The organism is Micromonospora sp. SH-82, from assembly GCF_051132485.1.
Lineage (GTDB): Bacteria > Actinomycetota > Actinomycetes > Mycobacteriales > Micromonosporaceae > Micromonospora.
The window spans coordinates 925,094-943,042 of sequence record NZ_CP148049.1; the positions used below are offsets into that span (position 1 = coordinate 925,094).

Here is a 17,949-nt window from a genome sequence, read left to right on the forward strand (position 1 = left end):
GTCATCACCGGACGGTGGTCGGCTGAGTACTCAACCAGCCCGGCCACCGTCCGGTCGTATCTGTCTGGACGTTCGGCCAGTTGAGTGAGCGGAGCCGGAAAAAACGGTTCTGGCGGGAGCGAAAAACTCGCCAGAAGGGGGCCCGAACCGTAAAGTGATGCCGCCCCTCTCATGCGAACTGGAGCACGCATGCCGGTTCAGTCCCCCCGCCGGTCCGGGTCACCGGAGTACACCAGCGCATCCGTCTCAGGCTCAGCGGGCATCCCGTCGCAGCGCGCCACCGGCCCCCGGCCGGCTGCCCGGGTCCCGAAGAGCCACGCCCCCAAGAAGAACAGGGCCGCCAGAAGCGACAAGGCGGCAATGGGCCAGGTCGGTCCGGCCCGGCGCAAGCGCCGGAAGGACCCCCTCTGGGCGAAGATCACCCTGGCGGTCGGTGCGGTCCTGATGCTGACCAGCGGGGTCGCCCTCGCCGGCACCAAGGCCCTCGTCGACCAGGCGACCGGGAGCATCGAGCAGCGCAACCTGCTCGGTGGTGCCGGCAAGAGCGAAGCCGAGGGCGGCGAGAGCCTCGAAGGCCCGATCGACATGCTGCTGCTCGGGGTGGACGCCCGCGAGCGGTGGGCGGCCGACGACGTCCGCGCCGACAGCATCATCGTCCTGCACATCCCCGCCTCGCACGACCAGGCGTACCTGATCTCCATCCCCCGCGACACCGAGGCGCACATCCCGGCGTTCACCAAGAGCGGGTGGACCGGCGGGGTCGACAAGATCAACGCCGCCTTCCAGGCGGGTGCCCGCAACGACGGGGGCTGGGAGGGCGGTGCCCAGTTGATGGCCGAGACCATCAAGGGGATGACCGGTGTCAGCTTCGACGGCGCGGCGATCATCAACTTCGGCGGTTTCAAGAACGTCATCGACGCCCTGGGCAGCGTGAAGATCTGCCCGAACCAGGAGGTCAAGTCCGCGCACATGTCGTACGTCGACGGCGAGCCGATGTGGAACGCGGACGCCAAGAAGACCGGCAAGGCCCGTACCCCGGTGGTCCACAAGAAGGGCTGCCAGGAGATGGAGGGCTGGGCCGCCCTGGACTACTCCCGTCAGCGTTACGGGCTGAAGAAGGGCGACTACGACAGGCAGCAGAACCAGCAGCAGCTGATCAAGGCGATGGCCCGCAAGGCGACCGACTCCGGGATGCTGACCAACCCGGCGAAGCTCCAGGAGCTGGTCAAGGCGGCCGGGAAGGCCTTCATCCTCGACACCGGCAACGCCGGCCTCGCCGACCTGGTCTTCACCATGCGCGGGGTCACCGGCAACGAGTTGACCATGTTGCGGACCAACGGGGGTGACTTCCACGGCAACGACGCCGGGCGGGAGACGCTCAGTCCGCTGTCGCTGGAGATGTTCCAGGCGGTCAAGAACGACCAGCTCGCCGAGTTCGTCTACGCCAACCCGGGCATGATCTCCACCCGGAAGTGAGTTCACCGAAACGCCGGTGAACCGGGGGGACACCCTCCTAGCCTGAGATGAGAGTTGCTCGTATCAGGCGAGGAGGGTGTTCCGTGCGGCCCTCTCGTCGCCGTACCCCGCGTTGGGCCCGGATCCTGCTCGGTGCCGGGTTGGCACTGGTCCTGGTGGCCCTGGCCGCCGTCGCGGGGCTCCGGATGCTCACCGACAGGTACGACCGGACGGTGAGCAGGGAGCAACTGCTCGACCCCGGTGCCCGCAAGGACGACACGGAGCTGGACGGGCCGCTGACCTACCTGCTGGTCGGCTCCGACCGGCGACTCGGGACCACCGACGAGTCCCAGCGCTCGGACAGCATCCTCGTCGTGCACGTACCGGCCGGGTTGCGCCGGGCCTACCTGATCTCCGTACCCCGGGATCTGCTCGTCGACATCCCACCCGGCGCGAACGGCAGCCCCGGCGGACCCGACAAGATCAATGCGGCGTACGAGCGGGGCGGCGGCGGCCAGGGCGGGGTCCGACTCCTCTCGGCCACGCTGTCCCGGCTGACCGGGTTGCGCTTCGACGGGGCCGGGGTGGTGGACTTCGCCGGGTTCCGGGCCGTCATCGACCTGCTCGGCGGGGTGCGGATGTGCGTCGACACCGAGGTCCGGTCGATCCACACCGGGGCGGTCTTCTCCCCCGGCTGCCACCGGATGGACGGCGGTCAGGCGTTGGACTACGTCCGCCAGCGGTACGACCTGCCGGGCGGCGACTACGACCGCCAGCACCACCAGCAACAGCTGCTGCGGGCGATGATGGAGCAGGCGGGGCAGACCGACCTGCGGCGCAACCCGGTCAAGCTGGACCGGGTCCTCCGCGCGGTGGGCGGCTCGCTGACGGTGGACACCAACGGCGTACCGATCGAGGAGCTGCTGCTCGCCCTGCGTGACCTGCCGGCGGACGCCCTGCTCGGGGTGCAGGTCCCCTCCGCACCGCAGACCATCGACGAGGTGTCCTACGTCGTCCTCGACGACGCCGTCGGCGGCGGACTCTTCGCCGCACTGCGCGACGACCGGGTCGCCGAGTGGGCCACCGGCAACTCCCGCTGGGTGAGACCGGTGTGACCGGACGGTTCTCCGGACGGGGTCCACTAGGCTAGGTACCCGTGTTCGGACCCCAGGTACCCACCATGACCGTGACCGAGATCGACGACGACACCTACCTGCTCGACGTCCGCGAGGACGACGAGTGGGCCGCCGGTCACGCGCCCCACGCCCACCACCTGCCGATGATGGAGATACCGGCCCGGCTCGCCGAGGTGCCCGAAGACCGGGACGTGGCGGTGATCTGCCGTTCCGGGGGCCGGTCCGCCCAGGTCGTCGGCTACCTGATGAACCACGGCTGGGACCGGGTGCGCAACGTCGCCGGTGGAATGGGCGAGTGGGCCGCCGCCGGTCGCCAGGTCGTCGACTCCGGTGGACAACCCGGCCGGGTGCTGTAGGGGGGCCGGTGCCATGGGCGACCCAATGGTGTTCGCGCACCGCGGCTCCTCCGCCGACCTGCCCGAGCACACCCTCGCCGCCTACCTCCGCGCCCTCGACGAGGGCGCCGACGGGTTGGAGTGCGACGTCCGGTTGACCCGGGACGGGCACCTGGTCTGCGTACACGACCGTCGGCTGGACCGGACCAGCAACGGACAGGGGCTGGTCAGCGGTCGTACCCTCGCCGAGCTGGACCTGCTCGACTACGGCTCGTGGCATCCCGGATGCCTGCCCGGCGACGGGGTCGAGTCGGTGGACGAGTCGCACACCCGCCTGCTCACCCTGGAGCGGCTGCTCGACGCGGTGCTCGCCGCCGGGCGGCCGGTCCGGCTCCTGGTGGAGACCAAACACCCCTCCCGGTACGGCCCTGCGGTCGAGCGTCGACTCGTCGCGCTGCTGCGCCGGTACGGGCTGGCCGAGCCGACCCCGGACACCCCGGTCCAGGTGACTGTGATGTCGTTCTCGACCCTCGCCGTACGGCGGATCCGGGCCCTGGCCCCGGCCCTTCCGACGGTGTTGCTGATGGAGTCGAGGCCACGATGGGTGCGGCCGGGACGGCTGCCCCTCGGCACCCGGATCGCCGGTCCCGGGGTCGGCCTGGTCCGGAGCCGTCCGGGTCTGATCCCGGCGTTCCAGGCCGCCGGTCACCAGGTGTACGTCTGGACCGTCAACGAGCCGACCGACCTCGACCGGGTGCTCGCGGCCGGGGTGAACGGGATCATCACCGACCGACCGGCGTTCGCCCTGGCCCGGCTCGGCCGATGAACCCACCGGACCCGGCGGCCTCGTCCGCCCGGGGCACCCCCGGCCGTTCCGCGAGGGTGCCCCGGGCGGGCGTCGAGGGGCAGACTCGGGGGATGCCGGAGCAGACCGACTTCGCCGCCCTCATCGCCGGACACCACACCGCGATCGAGATGATCAATGCGGGCGACTCCGGGCTGCCCGTCCTCACCCGGCTGCTGCGGGAGGTCCAGCCCGCGCTCGGCGCCGCCGGTGCCGCCTTCGTGGAGTTCACCCCCTCGGGGGGACGGGTGATCGCCGCCAGCGGGGGGTGCGAGTGGACCGTCGGGCGTCCCCTGTCCGCCACCGATCCCGCCGTCGTCTGCCTGCTCACCGGCCCCCGGATCCGGCAGGCCCGCATCGAGCACCTCGACGGCCAGTTGACCCGTGAGCTGGTCGGGAGCGGGCTGACCTGGATGGTGGTGGCCCGCGCCGAGATCGGCGGGGTGACGGTGGGCAGTCTGCACGTGCTCTACCGCGAGGGGGACGCCCACCGGACCGACACCCGGCACACGGCGGTCGGATACCTCGCCACCTGCATCGCCCACATGTACGGCGACCAGCACGGCCTTCCCGTCCACGGGGACGGGCCGGTGGTGGCGGCGCTCGCCGACGGGCTGGCGGTGGTGGACCAGGGCGGCACCGTACGGCTGTGGAACCCGGCGGCGGCCCGGCTGACCGGGCGTCCCGCCGCCCAGGCCCTCAACGAGCCCCTGCCGTTCCCGCTGCCGCACTCGGGCCGGGCCCTGGACCACCGGCTGCCGGACGGCCGGTGGCTGAAGATCAACGCGGGGGAGCTGCCGGGCACCGGGCAACTCCGGGTGGTCACCTTCCGCGACATCACCGACCAGCAGCGCCGGGCCCACGACCGGGAACTCTTCGTGGCGGTGACCAGCCACGAACTGCGTACCCCGGTCACGGTCATCAAGGGGTACGCCGACACCCTCAACGAGCACTGGGACTCCCTCACCGAGGCCGACCGCCGCCAGGCCGCGCAGATCATCGGGCAGCGCGCCAACGACCTGGCCCGGCTCGTCGACAGGCTGCTCGCCACCACCGCCGAGACCGGGCCGGGCGTCGAACCGTCGGTCCCGTTCGACCTCGCCGCCGCGCTGCGGGCCGCTGCCGACAACCTTCCCGGTGAGGTACGCCGCCGCCTCCGCCTCGACCTGCCCGGCGACCTGCCGACGGCGTGCGGGCACCAGCAGAGCCTGACCACCGTGCTGACCGAGTTGAGCACCAACGCCGTCAAGTACTCCGCCCCCGACTCACCGATCGAGGTCAGCGCGGACGCCGACGGGCAGACCATCGCGTTCCGGGTCGCCGACCGGGGCATCGGCATCCGCCCGGAGCACGTGGAACGCGCCTTCGACAGGTTCTGGCAGGGCGAGTCCGGGGACCGTCGGCGCTATCCGGGAGCCGGGCTCGGCCTCTATCTCGTCCGGCAACTCGTCGAGCAGCAGAATGGTTGGGTATCACTCCGGCCACGAGTCGGTGGCGGTACCGTCGCAGAGGTGCGGCTGCCGCGTGGGTGACCCGACGCGGCGCGAGGGGGGAAGGACGACCGTGGGGACGGTACGGGCCGAGCGTTCGTGGTGTGTGGTGGTGCCCCATCACGCAGTGGGTGCCCGGATGGCCCGGCGTCGCCTGGTCGACGAGCTCACCGACGTCGTCTCCCCGGTCCTGCTCCCCGATCTGGTGGCGGTCCTGGCCGAGCTGGTCGGCAACGCGGTCCGGCACGCCGACGCGCTGCCCGGCGGGGTGGTCCGGGTGGCCTGGCGGCTCTGCCCCGACCCGGAGGGTGTACGGGTCCAGTTGCGGGTGACCGACGGCGGTTCCACAGCCACCCCCCGGATGCGACCGGCCGGGCCGGATGCGATCGGCGGCCGTGGGCTGCACATCGTGGCCGGGCTGGCGGCCCGCTGGGGCGTCGACCGGGACGGGCTGGGGCAGAGCGTCTGGGCGGAGTTCGACCCGATCGCCCTCGGCCACCCCGACCTGGCCGTCGCGGGCTGACAGTCGCGGGCTGGCCGTCGCGGGCTGGCCGTCGGCGGGTGGGTCCGGCCGAGCCCACCGACTGCCGACCCCGGGTGGTCTAGGCTGGGTCGCCGTGAGCAAGCGTCGAAAGAGTCAGCGGGCCGCCGTAGCCACCCCGAAGCCGGCGAAGGTGCGGGACGTCTTCGTCCCCCGGCCCTTCGAGGGGCTGGCCGACGAGCCGGAGTGGATCGCCCTCCGGGAGTTGGTGCCGGCCGCGTCGGCGTCCCTGCGGCTCAACGCGGAGTTGGCGGCGGAACATCCCGACCGTCCGGTCGTCCTGGCCACCGTGCTGCCGATGGCCACCCCGGCGATGGCGCGGGCGGACGGGACGGTCTTCGTCGGGCTCCAGCGCCACCAGCAGAGCGGTGACGTCTCCCGGGACCTGGCCGAGTCGCTGCTCTGCGCGCTGCGCACCGAGCCCGGCGGGCAGGTCCAGGTGCCTCCGCTGCCCGGTCCCGGCCCCCGACTCCAGGACGTCCTCGCCGACGACGTGTTGGACGTCGACCTCCACGAGGGCTTCGACTTCTGGCTGGAGCCTGCGGCCGCCTCCGACCCGACCGTGCAGGCCTCCCTGGAACGGGCGAACGCCGCCGTCTACCCGACCGTACGGCTGACGACGAGCCGGGCGGCGTACTGGTGCCGGGTGCCGGAGAAGGCGCACGTGCGGTGGGTGCTCCCCGACGACGAGGACGCCGCACTGGACGCACTGGCCCGGCTGGGGGCGGCGGGGACGCTGCCGCTCGCCGACGAGACCCGGTTCGCCGGGATGTTCCGCGCCCACGGCCGCCTGGTCCCGGTGTGGGACCTGCCCGAGGACGTACCGGCGACCGAGTGGGAGGCCCCCGTCGGCCGGTTCGCCGAGCGGTACGCCGAGGCGTTGGCCGACCCGACCCCCCTCGACGCGGCGGGACGCCGGGCCCGACAGGGTCTGCTGGGCCGACAGCTCACTCTTCGCTGAGGCGTACCGGAGCGGGTTAGACCGGGACGGGTTAGGCCCCGGGGCGGGGCGGTGCCGGCGGGGCTTGTCGGCCGGTACGGTCCCCGTCGGGTGTGGTCAGCCCGGGATCGGGTCGCGCACGAGGGGGCAGGACATGCAGCGGGGTCCGCCCCGGCCGGAGCCCAGTTCCGATCCGGCGATCCGGATCACCTCGATCCCGGCCCGTTCGAGTTGGGCGTTGGTCTCGACGTTGCGTTCGTACGCGACGCAGAGCCGGGGTGCCAGGGCGAGGGTGTTGTTGCCGTCGTCCCACTGTTCCCGTTCGGCGGTGACCGGGTCCAGGCCGGTGTCGATGACCCGGAGCCGGTCCAGTCCCATCGCCTCGGCAGCGGCGCGCAGGAACGGGGTCCGCTCGCCCACCCGGGGCGTGCCGTCCTCCCCGGCCACCACCGGGTACGCCGACAGGGTGTCGGCGATGTTCGGGTACATCAGGACGGCGTCGACGTCGACCATGGTGCAGACGGTGTCCAGGTGCATGGTGGCCCGTTCCTGGGCGATCGGGACCACCAGGATGGTGTGGACCAGTCCGGCCGCGAAGACCTGCCGGGCGAGGCGTTCCGCTCCGGCGGGGGTGGTCCGTTCCCCCACCCCGACGGCGAGGACCCCGGGGGCGAGCAGCAGGACGTCACCGCCTTCGAGGTGCTCCAGGGTGGGACGGTAGACGAGGTCGGTGCCGACGAACCGGGGGTGGTGTCGGTAGATCGCCTCGGTGAGGGTGCTCTCCCGGCGTCGGGCGGGCATCGCCAGGCTGGTGACCGCCACCCGGTCGCCGATCCACACCGACGAGTCCCGGGTGAAGAGCAGGTTCGGCAGCGGGTCGATGACGAACTCGTGCCGGTCCATCAGCGTCCACACCAGCCCACCGGGACGTTCCCGACTGAGCCGCAGTTCCTCGTGGGCCAGTCCGGCGACGAGGACCTCGGCGAGGGCCTCCGGGTCCAGGTAGGCCAGATGCTCGGCGACCCGGCGGCGCAGGGTGTCACCGAGCCTGGGGGAGCGCAGGACCTGCTCGGTCAGGTCGGACCGGGCATCGGCGACGGCGAGCGTCTCGGCGAGCAGGTCGGCCAGATAGAGCACCTCCACGCCGCGCCCGGCGAGCGCGGCGGCGAAGGCGTCGTGCTCCTCCTGCGCCCGCCCCACCCATGGGATAGCGTCGAAGAGCAACGAGTCGTTGTTCCGGGGGGTCAGCCGGGCGAGTTCGGGGCCGGGTCGGTGCAGCAGCACCGTGCCGAGCGCACCGACCTCGCTGTCCACATGGTGGGTCACCCTGGCAGCCTAGGCAGGGGATTGACGTCATGCGAGAAAAGATGTGGTCGTGAATAGGGCATTCATCCGCACTCACTCCGGCGTTCCACCTTGCCGAACACCCGACTAGGCAACGTAGGGTAGTGAGGACATAACTTCGAGGGACCTTTTGCCGGAGGTCGCGATGACTGTCTTTCCCGCACGACGGGCCGTCTCCACGGGTCGGGCGCTGCCGCCTGCCGACGGCTCACCGCCGCACGGCGACGCCTCCGGGCTCGCCGGTCGGTACACACCCATGGAATGGGCCCGACGCCGTCGGGCCGAACGGGGTGCCCGCAGACTGGAGGCCGCCGGGGCCCGTGCCCTCGGGCAGCTCGACCATCTCGGGCCGTCCTGGCACGTGGTGGAGTGGCCCCGCACCGACGTCTCCGACCTCCTGCTCGACCCCGCCGAGGACGACCGTGCCGGGTTCCTCGCCATCGGGCCGAGCGGACTCTTCGCCATCACCATCGCCGACCACGGCCGAGCCCGGGTGCTGGTCGCCGGTGACGTGGTGCAGATCAACGGCAAGCGTCCGCCGTACGTCCCGGAGACCCGTCGCGACGCCAAGCGGGCCAGCAAGGCGCTGACCGACGCGGTCGGACTGCCCATCCCGGTCACGCCGGTGCTGACCTTCGTCGGGTCGGGCGTCATCAGCGTCTACGGCCTGCCGAAGGACTGTCTGATGGCGACCCACCGGGAGTTGGACCGCCTTCTCGTCGCGGGCGGAAACCGGATCAGCCCGGCGACCGCCGAGAAGCTGACCCAGGTGGCCCAACACCCGGGGACGTGGATGAAGGGCGGATACCGTCCGGCAGCCGACTACCGGTGGTACGACGAGGGCCGAACGGCCGCTGACAAGGCGGCCAACCGGCGGTAACGTCTCGGTCGACGCCACGTGGCCCGTTCGGGAGCTGCCTCGTCCCCTCCGTGCACGCCCTCCCGTCCGGTCGTCCGCCCCTGGCGGTGACCCGGGCGACCCGGCGTGGTCGGGCGGTGCCGCCGACGACCGGCTAGCGTGGACGGACCGGCGGTGTACCTAGGAGGCGCGGTGGCCCACGTCGAACTCTCGCTTTCGGAAGCGTTCGCGCCGTCCGTTGCGGCCCCCGCCGAGCAGGAGTCCGGCAGTGTCGGCAACTGGGCGGTCACCGTCTCCCGGGCGGCCGAGCCGTGTCTGCTCATCGACGCCGAGACCAAGGTCGTCGCCGTCTCGCCGTCCGGTCGCCGACTCCTGTGCCTGGGCCGACCGGAGGACGTGATCGGCCTTCCACTGCTCGACGGCGGCCTGCGCCTGCTGGACTTCACCGCGTACCGGGGCGAGCTCACCGAGCAGGACACCGACAAGATCCCCCCGCTGCTGGCCCTGCACTCGGGGCGGCTGGCCCGGGGTCTCCTGCGCATCCAGGCGGCCGTCGGCGCCCCGGACGCGACGGTGGACGCCATCTCCACCCCGGTCCTCGACGACGGGGACGTCGCCGGATCGCTGACCTTCTTCTGCGTCCTCTGACCGTGTAGATGGGTAGACCACCAAGTTGGGTGACTTCGGTGGCGGGCGACCGGCGATGCGGTCTCCAGGGCAGCCCGGCGTGAATGGCAGGGATGTCCAGCGGCGGTTCTGGCGGCGGATCGCTGAGGGTCTGTCGAGCGAGGACGCCGCGCTGGTCTGCGGTGTGGAGACGTCCATCGAGGGATCCGGTCTGATGGTATGCGGCGACCGGTGCCGTGTTGGTCTGGTCGGTGTCGTGCTTCGGTGCGGAACTACCAGCACACCTTGACAGCCATGGAAGCAGCTCAGTCCCGATTTGGGTTGAACCGGGGGGTGGGGTTGTCCGTAGTGTCGTCCAGCCCCTGCAGGGGAAGCACACCAAGCATCACACCCACGCCGGACAGGACACCATTGTTCAAGGCTGCATGACAAGGCGCCAGTCAGGAGTGACGATGGAAAGATATGTTCCTGCCGATGTTGACGAGCGAATGGCCTTGGAGGAGGAGGCTGGTAGCCGCTCAACCGACATGCCTCCGCCAACCAGCATGCGCGGAAATGATCCCCAGTTGCACCAACTATGAAACCGGTGGAAGGCCGATGGTCTTCAGCTCCGATCCGAGGAAGCGGAGGAAGCGGGAGGGTGGCCTGCGATTTCTGCTAAAATCGAGCAAATAGCGCAAGACCGAGTGGCCGCCGGAACTGCACATAGGGCAACGGTTGCAGATGAGAAGCGTTTCTTGCTTGAACTCCGTGTTAGGGCGAAGGCTTTCGGTCGGGCTGTCAGGGACGCAGGCTCGGAGGAGGACGCCCTGGCAAGGCGGCGGGCGGCGGGCGCGGCCGCTATGCAATCACCTAATGGCCGAGCAATTTCAAGTCAGGGTTCGATTGACGACCTGCCCTCCTACCCAGCAGCAAACTCGCAAGCAGCGCGCCCGCCAGCCTACCCACCGCCTGACCGCCGCCAACGAGAGTATGGCCCCCGGCATTGATGGCGGCGACGACGGTGGAACGCCTGAGGGAAGGACGCGGGGTGTCTGGCCTGCGCAGCGAGGCGGTCCAGGTCGGCGAGCACCGACCGGGGCATACACCGAGGCCGGCCACCGCAGCAGGCTCACGACCATGCCGCGCAGCAGCAGTCGGCAGGCAGGAACTCGTCGACGGCGGCGATCTGCGCCAGCAGCAGTTGCAGCGCCTTGAGGGTGGCAGGCACACCGGCCGCCCTCGAACTGGTCACCGCCGGCACCGATGTCTGCTCCGCCCGGGTACGCGCCATCGGGCCGGCCGGCATCCGGACGTTGGCCTGCGACTGCGGGGCCGGTGCGTAGGCTGTCGCCATGCCCGGAACACCGCCCACCCGCTTCGCTTTCCTCGGCCCCGAGGGCACCTTCTCAGAGCAGGCCCTGCGGACGATTCCCGCTGCCGAGCACGGCACCCGGACCCCGGCCCGCAGCGTTCCCGAGGCGCTGGACAGCGTACGGGCCGGGGATTCCGACGCGGCCCTGGTCCCGTTGGAGAACTCGGTCGGCGGGGCGGTCGGGGTGACCCTCGACGAGTTGGCCGAGGGGGAACCCCTGGTCATCACCAGGGAGGTGATCCTGCCTGTCGACTTCGTGCTCGGTGCCCGCCCGGGGACCACGATCGCCGCCATCCGGTCGGTCGCCGCCCACCCCCAGGCGTCCACCCAGTGCCGACAGTGGCTGCGGAGCCACCTGCCCGACGCCGCCGTCGTCGACGTCCTCTCCAACGCCACCGCCGCGACCGGTGCCGCCGAGGGCCGGTACGACGCCGCGATCTGCGCCCCGATCGGTCTCGCCCGGCACCGGCTGGCGGTGCTGGCCGACAAGATCTCCGACCACCCCGACGCGGTGACCCGGTTCGCCCTGGTGTCCCGCCCCGGCCCGCCGCCGCCCCCCACCGGGGACGACGTGACGTCGTTGGCCGTCTACATCGCCCACGACCGGGTGGGTGTCCTGCTGTCGGTGCTGATGGAGCTGGCGGTCCGGGGGGTCAACCTGACCCGGATCGAGTCCCGCCCCACTGGTGAGGCGCTCGGCCGGTACGTCTTCTTCCTCGACTGCACCGGGCACGTGGCCGACGTTCGACTCGGCGAGGCGTTGCAGGGGCTTCGGCGGATCTGCGCCGACGTCAGGTTCCTCGGGTCGTACCCCCGGCACCGGTGGAACGAGGCCGGCGGTGACCGGCCGGTGCCGGCACCGGCCGGTCTGTCGGACACCGACTACGCCGACGCGGCGGCCTGGCTGGCGCGGCTCCGGCGAGGGGAGTGACTTCTCTGACGCGGCGGCCCGGCTGGCGCGGCTCCGAGGGGAGTGAGTCCACTCCGACGCACGGGAAGGCCCCGGCCCGGTCGCTCCCGCGACGGGCCGGGGCCTTCCCGGTCGATGTCCGGGACCCTACTGGCCGCTGCCGGGGGTCGGCGGCTCCTCGGAGGGCTGGACCACCACGAACCCCTGACCGGCGAAGCTCATGGTGAACGCCTCCCCGGTACGCCGACCGAGCAGCGTGCCCAGGCCGATCTGCTCGGCCCGGTGGTAGCCGGTCTTGAGGTTGGCCGACCAGCAGACGATCGCCTGCGGGTCGACGTAGGTGGGGGCGTCCACGTTGAGCACCACGGGCATGCCCTTCGTGGTGATGGCGATCCGGCCGTGGCCGGTGAAGATGCAGTTGAACAGGCCCGACGCGGCCATCCCGGTGCCGCCGACGAGCTTGATGTCGTACTGCAGGGTGGGCTCGAAGGCCAGCACGCTGGAGCCGTTGATCGACAGGGCGTCGCCCGGTTCCAGGTCGATGACGTGTACGTCCTTGGCCATCTCGGCGAGGAAGACGTCACCGGAGCCGGTGAGCTTCATCAGCGGGACGCCCTCGCCGGTCAGCTTCTGCTTGAGGAACTTCCCGAGACCACCGGAGCCGAGCGCCTGGAACTGGACCTGTCCCTGGTAGGCGACCATCGACCCGACCCGGGCCAACGCCTCACCGTGTAGCCGGATCTTGAGCATCTTGGAGTTCTGCAGCCACATGCCGGGCTGAGCGGACTCCTTCTCCAGGTTCTCGGCCGAGAACAGCTCACTGCGCATGGTGAAGATGCCTCCGTTTCGCCTGCTGGACCTGCGACGATACGGGTCCGTCGCAAACAGGTACGGCGACGTCAGCCCCAGCCCAACTCGTGCAGTCGGTCGTCGTCGATGCCGAAGTGGTGGGCGATCTCGTGCACCACCGTCACGGCCACCTCCTCGACGACGTCCTCCTCGGTCTCGCAGACACGCAGGATCGGACGGCGGTAGATGAAGATCCGGTCCGGCAGCACCCCGGCGTAGTCCCAGCCCCGGGTGGTCAGCGCGTGTCCCTCGTAGAGGCCGAGCAGTTCCGGCTCACCGGGGGGAGAGTCCTCCTCGACCAGGATCACCACGTTGCTCATCAGCCCGAGCAGCTCCTCGGGCACCTCGTCGAGCGCCTCGGAGACCAGGTCCTCGAATCGTTGCGGGCTCATCTCGACAGGCACCTCGCCCATTCTGCCCGACCCGGCCGCCGTCTTCAGCCCACGCCGGGGTCCGGTCGGTGCGGCACCGCGCACCGACCGGACCGGCGGGGGTGGTCAGCCGGCGAGCCGGGCGGTGAGGCTGATCTGCGCGCCCGGGGCGAGCAGCCGGGAGATCGGACAGTTCTCCTTGGCGCCCTCGGCGAAGGTGGTGAACTGCGCCTCGTCGATGCCGGGCACCTGGCCGACGGTCTCCAGGTCGATCCGGGTCACCGTCATTCCGGCGTCGGTCTTGTCCAGGTGCACCTTGGCGGTGGTCTCCACGGAGGTGGCCGGCGATCCGGCGTCGGCCAGGGCCTTGGAGAGGGCCATCGAGAAGCAACCGGCGTGCGCCGCGCCGATCAGCTCCTCCGGGTTGGTCCCCTGCCCCTCCTCGAAGCGGGACGCGAAGGAGTAGTTCCCCGACAATCCCCCCTTACCGGTACGGATGGTTCCGGAACCCTCGGTGAGGTTGCCCTGCCACTGTGCGGAAGCTGTACGAATAGGCATGTCCTGACGCTAACCGACGCGGGGCTCCTCGGCGCGTCGTCCGATCGCAGGCCCAGTCGACGTCGCGCCCCGCCGGGCGGCGTACCCGGTCGACCTGCGCCGACTGTGTCATGATTCGGCCTGGACCGACGGTCGGGGTGCCCCGACCGCTCAAGCCCCGCACGGGCGGAAGGGTCACGATGTCCCAGGATCTCCCCATCCCACGGCAGGACGACCGCTCCGACGGCGCAGCCGTCCTCGAATGGGGATCAGGCGAGGCGAAACCCCGGGGCCGGACCGCCGGTACCCTCGCCGGTCTCGCCCGGGACCGTCGGGTCCCCGGCGTGCTGGCCGGGCTGGGCGCGGTGGCCGCCGCCGCCTCGATGGTCGGTGAGTGGCTGGTGATGACGCTGCCCGACGGCGGCGCGGACGGCGAGACCGAGCTGCGGATCCCGGGCAACGTCTCCGAGGTCGGTGGGTTCGGGGTCGGTTACCTGGTCGGGCTGCTCCTCCTCGGCGCTCTGGCGGCGCTCGCCCTGAGCGGCACCACGGCGATCCGGCACAACGCCCGGGTGGCCGGACTGGCCGTCGCGGCGGGTTTGGTGGCGTTGCTGGTCGCCACGGCCTTCGCCCTCGACGAACCGAGCCAGCGCGCCCTCTTCTACTCCCCGGAGGACGGCTACCAGGTGGAGTACGGCCGTGGCCTGGTGATGGCCTTCGTCGGCTGTCTGCTCCTCGCGGCGGCGCTGCACCTGAGCGGCAGAGGCCAGGCCCGGCCCGCCGCCGACCGGCCGGACGAGCCGACGGAGCCGACCGCTGACGACGGGCCGCCCGACGCCGGGTTCCGTCCGTGGCGACGGGGGCGTTCGGACCGGGCCGCAGACGAGGACGCCCTGCCGGCCCCGCCCGACCTGACGGTGCAACCGACGGTCCCGTTCGCCCGTCCGGAGCCACCGGCCTGACCCTCCCGGCCCGGTTCGCGGCAGGTCGCCGGTCACCTACCGGCCGTCGCGAGTTGATGTCCGATTAGCGCGTAAGCCATGGTTGAGACCGGTTTTCCGAGGTACGTTTGCTGCCCGCCATCGTGGGTCCAGCGACGCCGGCACCTCGGCGGCCTACGCGAGGGCGGTGGGCTGAGGAGGAATGATGACCCGGCCAGGACTGCCCAAGTTGATCGCCACCGACCTCGACGGGACGCTCGTGCGCAGCGACGAGACCGTCTCCGCGTACACCCATGAGGTGCTGGACCGGGTCCGGGCCGCCGGGATCCCGGTGGTCGGCGCGACCGGGCGCGGACCCCGGCTGACCGAACTGACCCGCAACGACATCCGGGCCGCGGACTTCCTGGTGATGGCCGGTGGCGGTCGGGTGGTGGACCAGAGCGACCCGGCGGGACCGGTGGTGCTGCGTGACGTACGGCTTCCCGGCGAGGTCCTGGCCCGGCTGCTGACCGACCTGGAGGCCGAGGTCGGCCCGCTGACGGTGATGGTCGAGGCCCTCGACGACCACGACGCCCCGCTCTGGGGCGACTATCACCCCAGCTGGCCCTATCCGGACCGGTTCGAGGCGCGCAGCCGGAGCGAGTGCCTCTCCGGGGAGGTGCTCAAGGGGTTCGCCCGGACCTCCGGTCACCACGTCGACGAACTGCTCGACGTCGCCCGCCGGATCATCCCGCCCGAGGTGGCCACCCTCACCCAGGCCGGGCTCGGCTTCATCGAGATCTGCCCACCGCAGACCGACAAGGCCACCGGGCTCACGGTGGTGGCCCAGACCCTCGGCGTCGACCCGGCCGACGTGCTGGTCTTCGGGGACATGCCCAACGACCTGCCGATGTTCGAGTGGGCCGGGTGGGCGCGGGTGGCGGTCTCCAACGCCCACCCGTCGGTGAAGGCCGTCGCCGACGAGGTGACACTGCGCAACGACGACGACGGGGTGGCGGTGTACCTCGATCGGCTACTGTCCCGCTGATGGGAGACACACCCCGCCTGATCGCCACCGACATCGACGGAACCCTCCTCACCGACAAGGCCACCGTCAGCCCCCGTACCGCCGACCTCCTGGTCCGGCTCCGCGCCCAGGGGATGCCGGTGGTCCTGGTCACCGGTCGGCCGATCCGCTGGCTCTCCCTCGTCTACGACCAGCTGACCGAGCCGCTGCCGGCGATCTGTGCCAACGGGGCGGTGGTGTACGACCCGGAGTCCGACGAGGTGCTCCGGGCCGACCCGCTCGCCCCGGAGCACCTGTCCGAGGTGGCCCGTCGACTCCGGGCCGAGGTACCCGGGGTGAGCCTGGCCGTCGAGATCGCCGACGGGCGGCAGATGCGACACGAGACGCACTACCCGCTGCGGTGGGACGCCGACTTCGACGCCATCCGGGCCGTCGAGTCGCCGGAGGAACTGCTCTCCGTCCCGGCGGTGAAGCTGCTGGTCCGGGCCGGTGACCGGGATCCGGACGTCTTCGTCGAGCTGGTGGCCGGCGCGATCCAGGGGATCGCCGAGGCGACCCACTCCTCGCACACCGGGCTGATCGAGATCTCGGCCGCCGGGGTGACCAAGGCCGCCGGGTTGGCGTGGTTCTGCGAGCGGCTCGGGATCGGTGCCGCCGACGTGGTCGCCTTCGGTGACATGCCCAACGACGTACCGATGCTGACCTGGGCGGGGCGCGGGGTGGCGGTGGCCAACGCGCACCCCGCCGTCCTCGCCGTCGCCGACGAGGTGACCTCGGCGAACTCGGAGGACGGCGTGGCCGCGTACCTGGAGAGGGTCTTCCCTACCGGCTGAGCCGGGCCGGTCAGAGGTACTGGCCGGTGCTGTGGTTCTCCCCGCCGGGCTGACCGGCCATGCCGGGCATGCCGGGGATGATCTCGCCCGATCCGCTGGGCAGCGCGGCCCGACCCGAGCGCATCTGCTCCAGCTGGACCCGGGCCGCCATCTGCTGGGCGACCAGGGCTGCCTGGATGCCGTGGAAGAGACCTTCGAGCCAGCCGACCAGCTGGGCGTGGGCGATCCGCAGCTCACCCTCGCTGGGGGCCTTCTCCTCGGTGAAGGGCAGCGAGATCCGCTCCAACTCGTCGCGGAGTTCGGGGGCGAGCCCCTCCTTCAGCTCCACTATCGACCGCTCGTGGATCTCCCGCATCCGGTGTCGGCTGGCGTCGTCCAGCGGAGCGGCCTTGACCTCCTCCAACAGCTGTTTGATCATGCTGCCGATCCGCATCACCTTGGCCGGCTGCTCGACCAGGCGGGCGGGGTCCTCGCCCTGGACCTCGTCGGTCTGCACGGTGCCGACCGGTCGGCCGTCGGGGCCGACCACCACCACCGTGCCGGGTACACCGGCACCGTCGCGGCCCGGCTCGTCGTTCTGTTCGGCGGAGCGCGATTGCGTCATGGCACCCATCTTGTCCCAGGGACCGGGTCACCCGCTCGCCGCCCCGACCGGCACCCTGCGGTTCCACCCGTTGTGACCGGCGCGTCCACCACGCGTACCCGCCGGTAGGAAAGGTGCCCACCAGGGTGGGAGCGATGCCATCGGGCGCGCTACCGTCGCGCACATGACCGCAGACCGGCGTGCCGTGCTCACCCGGCCGAGCCCGCCGCCGGACGCCACAGTCCGGTACGGCGACCACCCGGACCAGATCGCCGACCTACGCCGACCCGTCGGCCCGACGCCGACCGGGCCGCTCGTCGTCGTGGTGCACGGCGGCTTCTGGCGGGCCGAGTACGACCGGACGCACACCGGGCCGCTCGCCGCCGCCCTCGCCGAGTCGGGTCATCCGGTCGCACAGGTCGAGTACCGGCGCACCGGTCGGCCGGGTGGGGGCTGGCCCGCCACCGGCTCGGACGTCGTCGACGCGGTGGCGGCACTGCCGGAACTCGTCGCCGTCGCCTTTCCCGAACTGAACCTTTCCGGTCAACCTCTGCTCGTCGGGCACTCCGCCGGCGGACACCTCGCGCTGCACGTGGCCGGGGTCGCCCCGCAGACCGTCGGCGGGGTCCTGGCCCTGGCCCCGGTCACCGACCTCGCCGAGGCGTACCGGCTGGACCTCGACCAGGGCGCGGTGGCCGCGCTGCTCGGCGGGGGGCCGACGGAGTTCCCCGACAGGTACGCCGCCGCCGACCCCGCCATGCGACCGCCGCCCCCCGTCCGCACGGTGATCCTGCACGGAACGAACGACAGACAGGTGCCCATCGCGATGAGCAGGGCCTATGTGGCAGCGGCGGCAGAGGTCGGCGCCGATGTCGAACTTGTCGAAGTGCCTCGATGTGATCATTTCGGGCTCATCGATCCGATGGCTCCCGACTGGCCCCAGGTGACCGGTGGGTTACGGTCCCTGCACAATGATTGACGCACCATGACCGAG

General features: G+C 71.5%; 20 protein-coding genes. 14 read left to right on the plus strand and 6 right to left on the minus strand.

Annotated features, from left to right (window positions below; genetic code table 11):
• The first annotated feature begins 360 nt into the window (after positions 1 to 360).
• From WHN02_RS04305 to WHN02_RS04335, 7 genes are all read left to right on the plus strand, one after another.
• Positions 361 to 1,476: an LCP family protein gene (locus tag WHN02_RS04305; RefSeq protein ID WP_434742158.1), complete on the plus strand. Its 1,116-nt coding sequence runs from the start codon at positions 361 to 363 to the stop codon at positions 1,474 to 1,476.
• A gap of 83 nt (positions 1,477 to 1,559) precedes the next feature.
• Positions 1,560 to 2,570 carry an LCP family protein gene (locus WHN02_RS04310; RefSeq protein WP_434742159.1) on the plus strand — a complete coding sequence of 337 codons (1,011 nt, stop codon included), beginning with the start codon at positions 1,560 to 1,562 and terminating at the stop codon, positions 2,568 to 2,570.
• Positions 2,571 to 2,611: 41 nt separating this feature from the next.
• Positions 2,612 to 2,947 (plus strand): rhodanese-like domain-containing protein, encoded by a 336-nt coding sequence (locus tag WHN02_RS04315; protein WP_434742160.1) that lies wholly within the window; start codon positions 2,612 to 2,614, stop codon positions 2,945 to 2,947.
• Between the two features lie 13 nt (positions 2,948 to 2,960).
• A complete protein-coding gene (locus WHN02_RS04320; protein ID WP_434742161.1) occupies positions 2,961 to 3,752 on the plus strand; it encodes a glycerophosphodiester phosphodiesterase in 792 nt (263 codons plus the stop codon).
• A gap of 92 nt (positions 3,753 to 3,844) precedes the next feature.
• On the plus strand, positions 3,845 to 5,302 hold the full coding sequence (locus WHN02_RS04325) for an ATP-binding protein (RefSeq protein ID WP_434742162.1): 1,458 nt from the start codon (positions 3,845 to 3,847) through the stop codon (positions 5,300 to 5,302).
• 64 nt (positions 5,303 to 5,366) lie between these two features.
• Positions 5,367 to 5,783 (plus strand): ATP-binding protein, encoded by a 417-nt coding sequence (locus WHN02_RS04330; protein ID WP_434743814.1) that lies wholly within the window; start codon positions 5,367 to 5,369, stop codon positions 5,781 to 5,783.
• A 94-nt stretch (positions 5,784 to 5,877) separates the two neighbouring features.
• Positions 5,878 to 6,762: a DUF5926 family protein gene (locus WHN02_RS04335; protein WP_434742163.1), complete on the plus strand. Its 885-nt coding sequence runs from the start codon at positions 5,878 to 5,880 to the stop codon at positions 6,760 to 6,762.
• Between the two features lie 96 nt (positions 6,763 to 6,858).
• Here the strand turns inward: WHN02_RS04335 and WHN02_RS04340 are convergent, their stop codons facing one another.
• Positions 6,859 to 8,067, minus strand: a complete 1,209-nt coding sequence (locus WHN02_RS04340; protein ID WP_434742164.1) for an arginine deiminase — start codon at positions 8,065 to 8,067, stop codon at positions 6,859 to 6,861.
• Positions 8,068 to 8,230: 163 nt separating this feature from the next.
• Between WHN02_RS04340 and WHN02_RS04345 the strand changes: the two genes are divergently transcribed.
• Together WHN02_RS04345 and WHN02_RS04350 are read left to right on the plus strand one after the other, a co-directional pair.
• A complete protein-coding gene (locus WHN02_RS04345; protein ID WP_350895360.1) occupies positions 8,231 to 8,965 on the plus strand; it encodes a hypothetical protein in 735 nt (244 codons plus the stop codon).
• A gap of 171 nt (positions 8,966 to 9,136) precedes the next feature.
• On the plus strand, positions 9,137 to 9,592 hold the full coding sequence (locus tag WHN02_RS04350; RefSeq protein ID WP_434742165.1) for a hypothetical protein: 456 nt from the start codon (positions 9,137 to 9,139) through the stop codon (positions 9,590 to 9,592).
• Between the two features lie 1,090 nt (positions 9,593 to 10,682).
• Here the strand turns inward: WHN02_RS04350 and WHN02_RS04355 are convergent.
• Positions 10,683 to 10,907, minus strand: coding sequence for a hypothetical protein (locus WHN02_RS04355; RefSeq protein WP_434744130.1), 225 nt, complete (start codon positions 10,905 to 10,907; stop codon positions 10,683 to 10,685).
• Here WHN02_RS04355 and pheA point away from each other — a divergent pair.
• Positions 10,906 to 11,856: a prephenate dehydratase gene (gene pheA, locus WHN02_RS04360; protein WP_434742166.1), complete on the plus strand. Its 951-nt coding sequence runs from the start codon at positions 10,906 to 10,908 to the stop codon at positions 11,854 to 11,856. The two genes, WHN02_RS04355 and pheA, sit on opposite strands and share 2 nt — an antisense overlap.
• Positions 11,857 to 11,982: 126 nt before the next feature.
• Here pheA and WHN02_RS04365 read toward each other — a convergent pair whose 3' ends face one another.
• The 3 genes from WHN02_RS04365 to WHN02_RS04375 form a co-directional block, all read right to left on the minus strand.
• Complete coding sequence (locus WHN02_RS04365; RefSeq protein WP_434742167.1) at positions 11,983 to 12,663, minus strand: AIM24 family protein; 681 nt, start codon at positions 12,661 to 12,663, stop codon at positions 11,983 to 11,985.
• Between the two features lie 71 nt (positions 12,664 to 12,734).
• Positions 12,735 to 13,097: a metallopeptidase family protein gene (locus tag WHN02_RS04370; RefSeq protein ID WP_350895364.1), complete on the minus strand. Its 363-nt coding sequence runs from the start codon at positions 13,095 to 13,097 to the stop codon at positions 12,735 to 12,737.
• Between the two features lie 84 nt (positions 13,098 to 13,181).
• Positions 13,182 to 13,613, minus strand: coding sequence for an OsmC family protein (locus WHN02_RS04375; protein WP_434742168.1), 432 nt, complete (start codon positions 13,611 to 13,613; stop codon positions 13,182 to 13,184).
• Positions 13,614 to 13,792: 179 nt separating this feature from the next.
• On the opposite strand from WHN02_RS04375, the gene WHN02_RS04380 reads away from it, so the two are divergent.
• From WHN02_RS04380 to WHN02_RS04390, 3 genes are all read left to right on the plus strand, one after another.
• Entirely contained in the window at positions 13,793 to 14,554 is a 762-nt protein-coding gene (locus WHN02_RS04380) for a hypothetical protein (RefSeq protein ID WP_434742169.1), read from the plus strand.
• A gap of 184 nt (positions 14,555 to 14,738) precedes the next feature.
• Positions 14,739 to 15,560: an HAD family hydrolase gene (locus WHN02_RS04385; RefSeq protein ID WP_434742170.1), complete on the plus strand. Its 822-nt coding sequence runs from the start codon at positions 14,739 to 14,741 to the stop codon at positions 15,558 to 15,560.
• On the plus strand, positions 15,560 to 16,372 hold the full coding sequence (locus WHN02_RS04390; RefSeq protein ID WP_434742171.1) for an HAD family hydrolase: 813 nt from the start codon (positions 15,560 to 15,562) through the stop codon (positions 16,370 to 16,372). The genes WHN02_RS04385 and WHN02_RS04390 overlap by 1 nt, the downstream gene beginning before the upstream one ends.
• Positions 16,373 to 16,382: 10 nt before the next feature.
• Here the strand turns inward: WHN02_RS04390 and WHN02_RS04395 are convergent, their stop codons facing one another.
• Positions 16,383 to 16,985 carry a bacterial proteasome activator family protein gene (locus WHN02_RS04395; RefSeq protein ID WP_434742172.1) on the minus strand — a complete coding sequence of 201 codons (603 nt, stop codon included), beginning with the start codon at positions 16,983 to 16,985 and terminating at the stop codon, positions 16,383 to 16,385.
• A 154-nt stretch (positions 16,986 to 17,139) separates the two neighbouring features.
• Here WHN02_RS04395 and WHN02_RS04400 point away from each other — a divergent pair, with 154 nt between their 5' ends.
• A complete protein-coding gene (locus WHN02_RS04400; RefSeq protein WP_434742173.1) occupies positions 17,140 to 17,934 on the plus strand; it encodes an alpha/beta hydrolase family protein in 795 nt (264 codons plus the stop codon).
• The last annotated feature ends 15 nt before the right edge of the window (positions 17,935 to 17,949 follow it).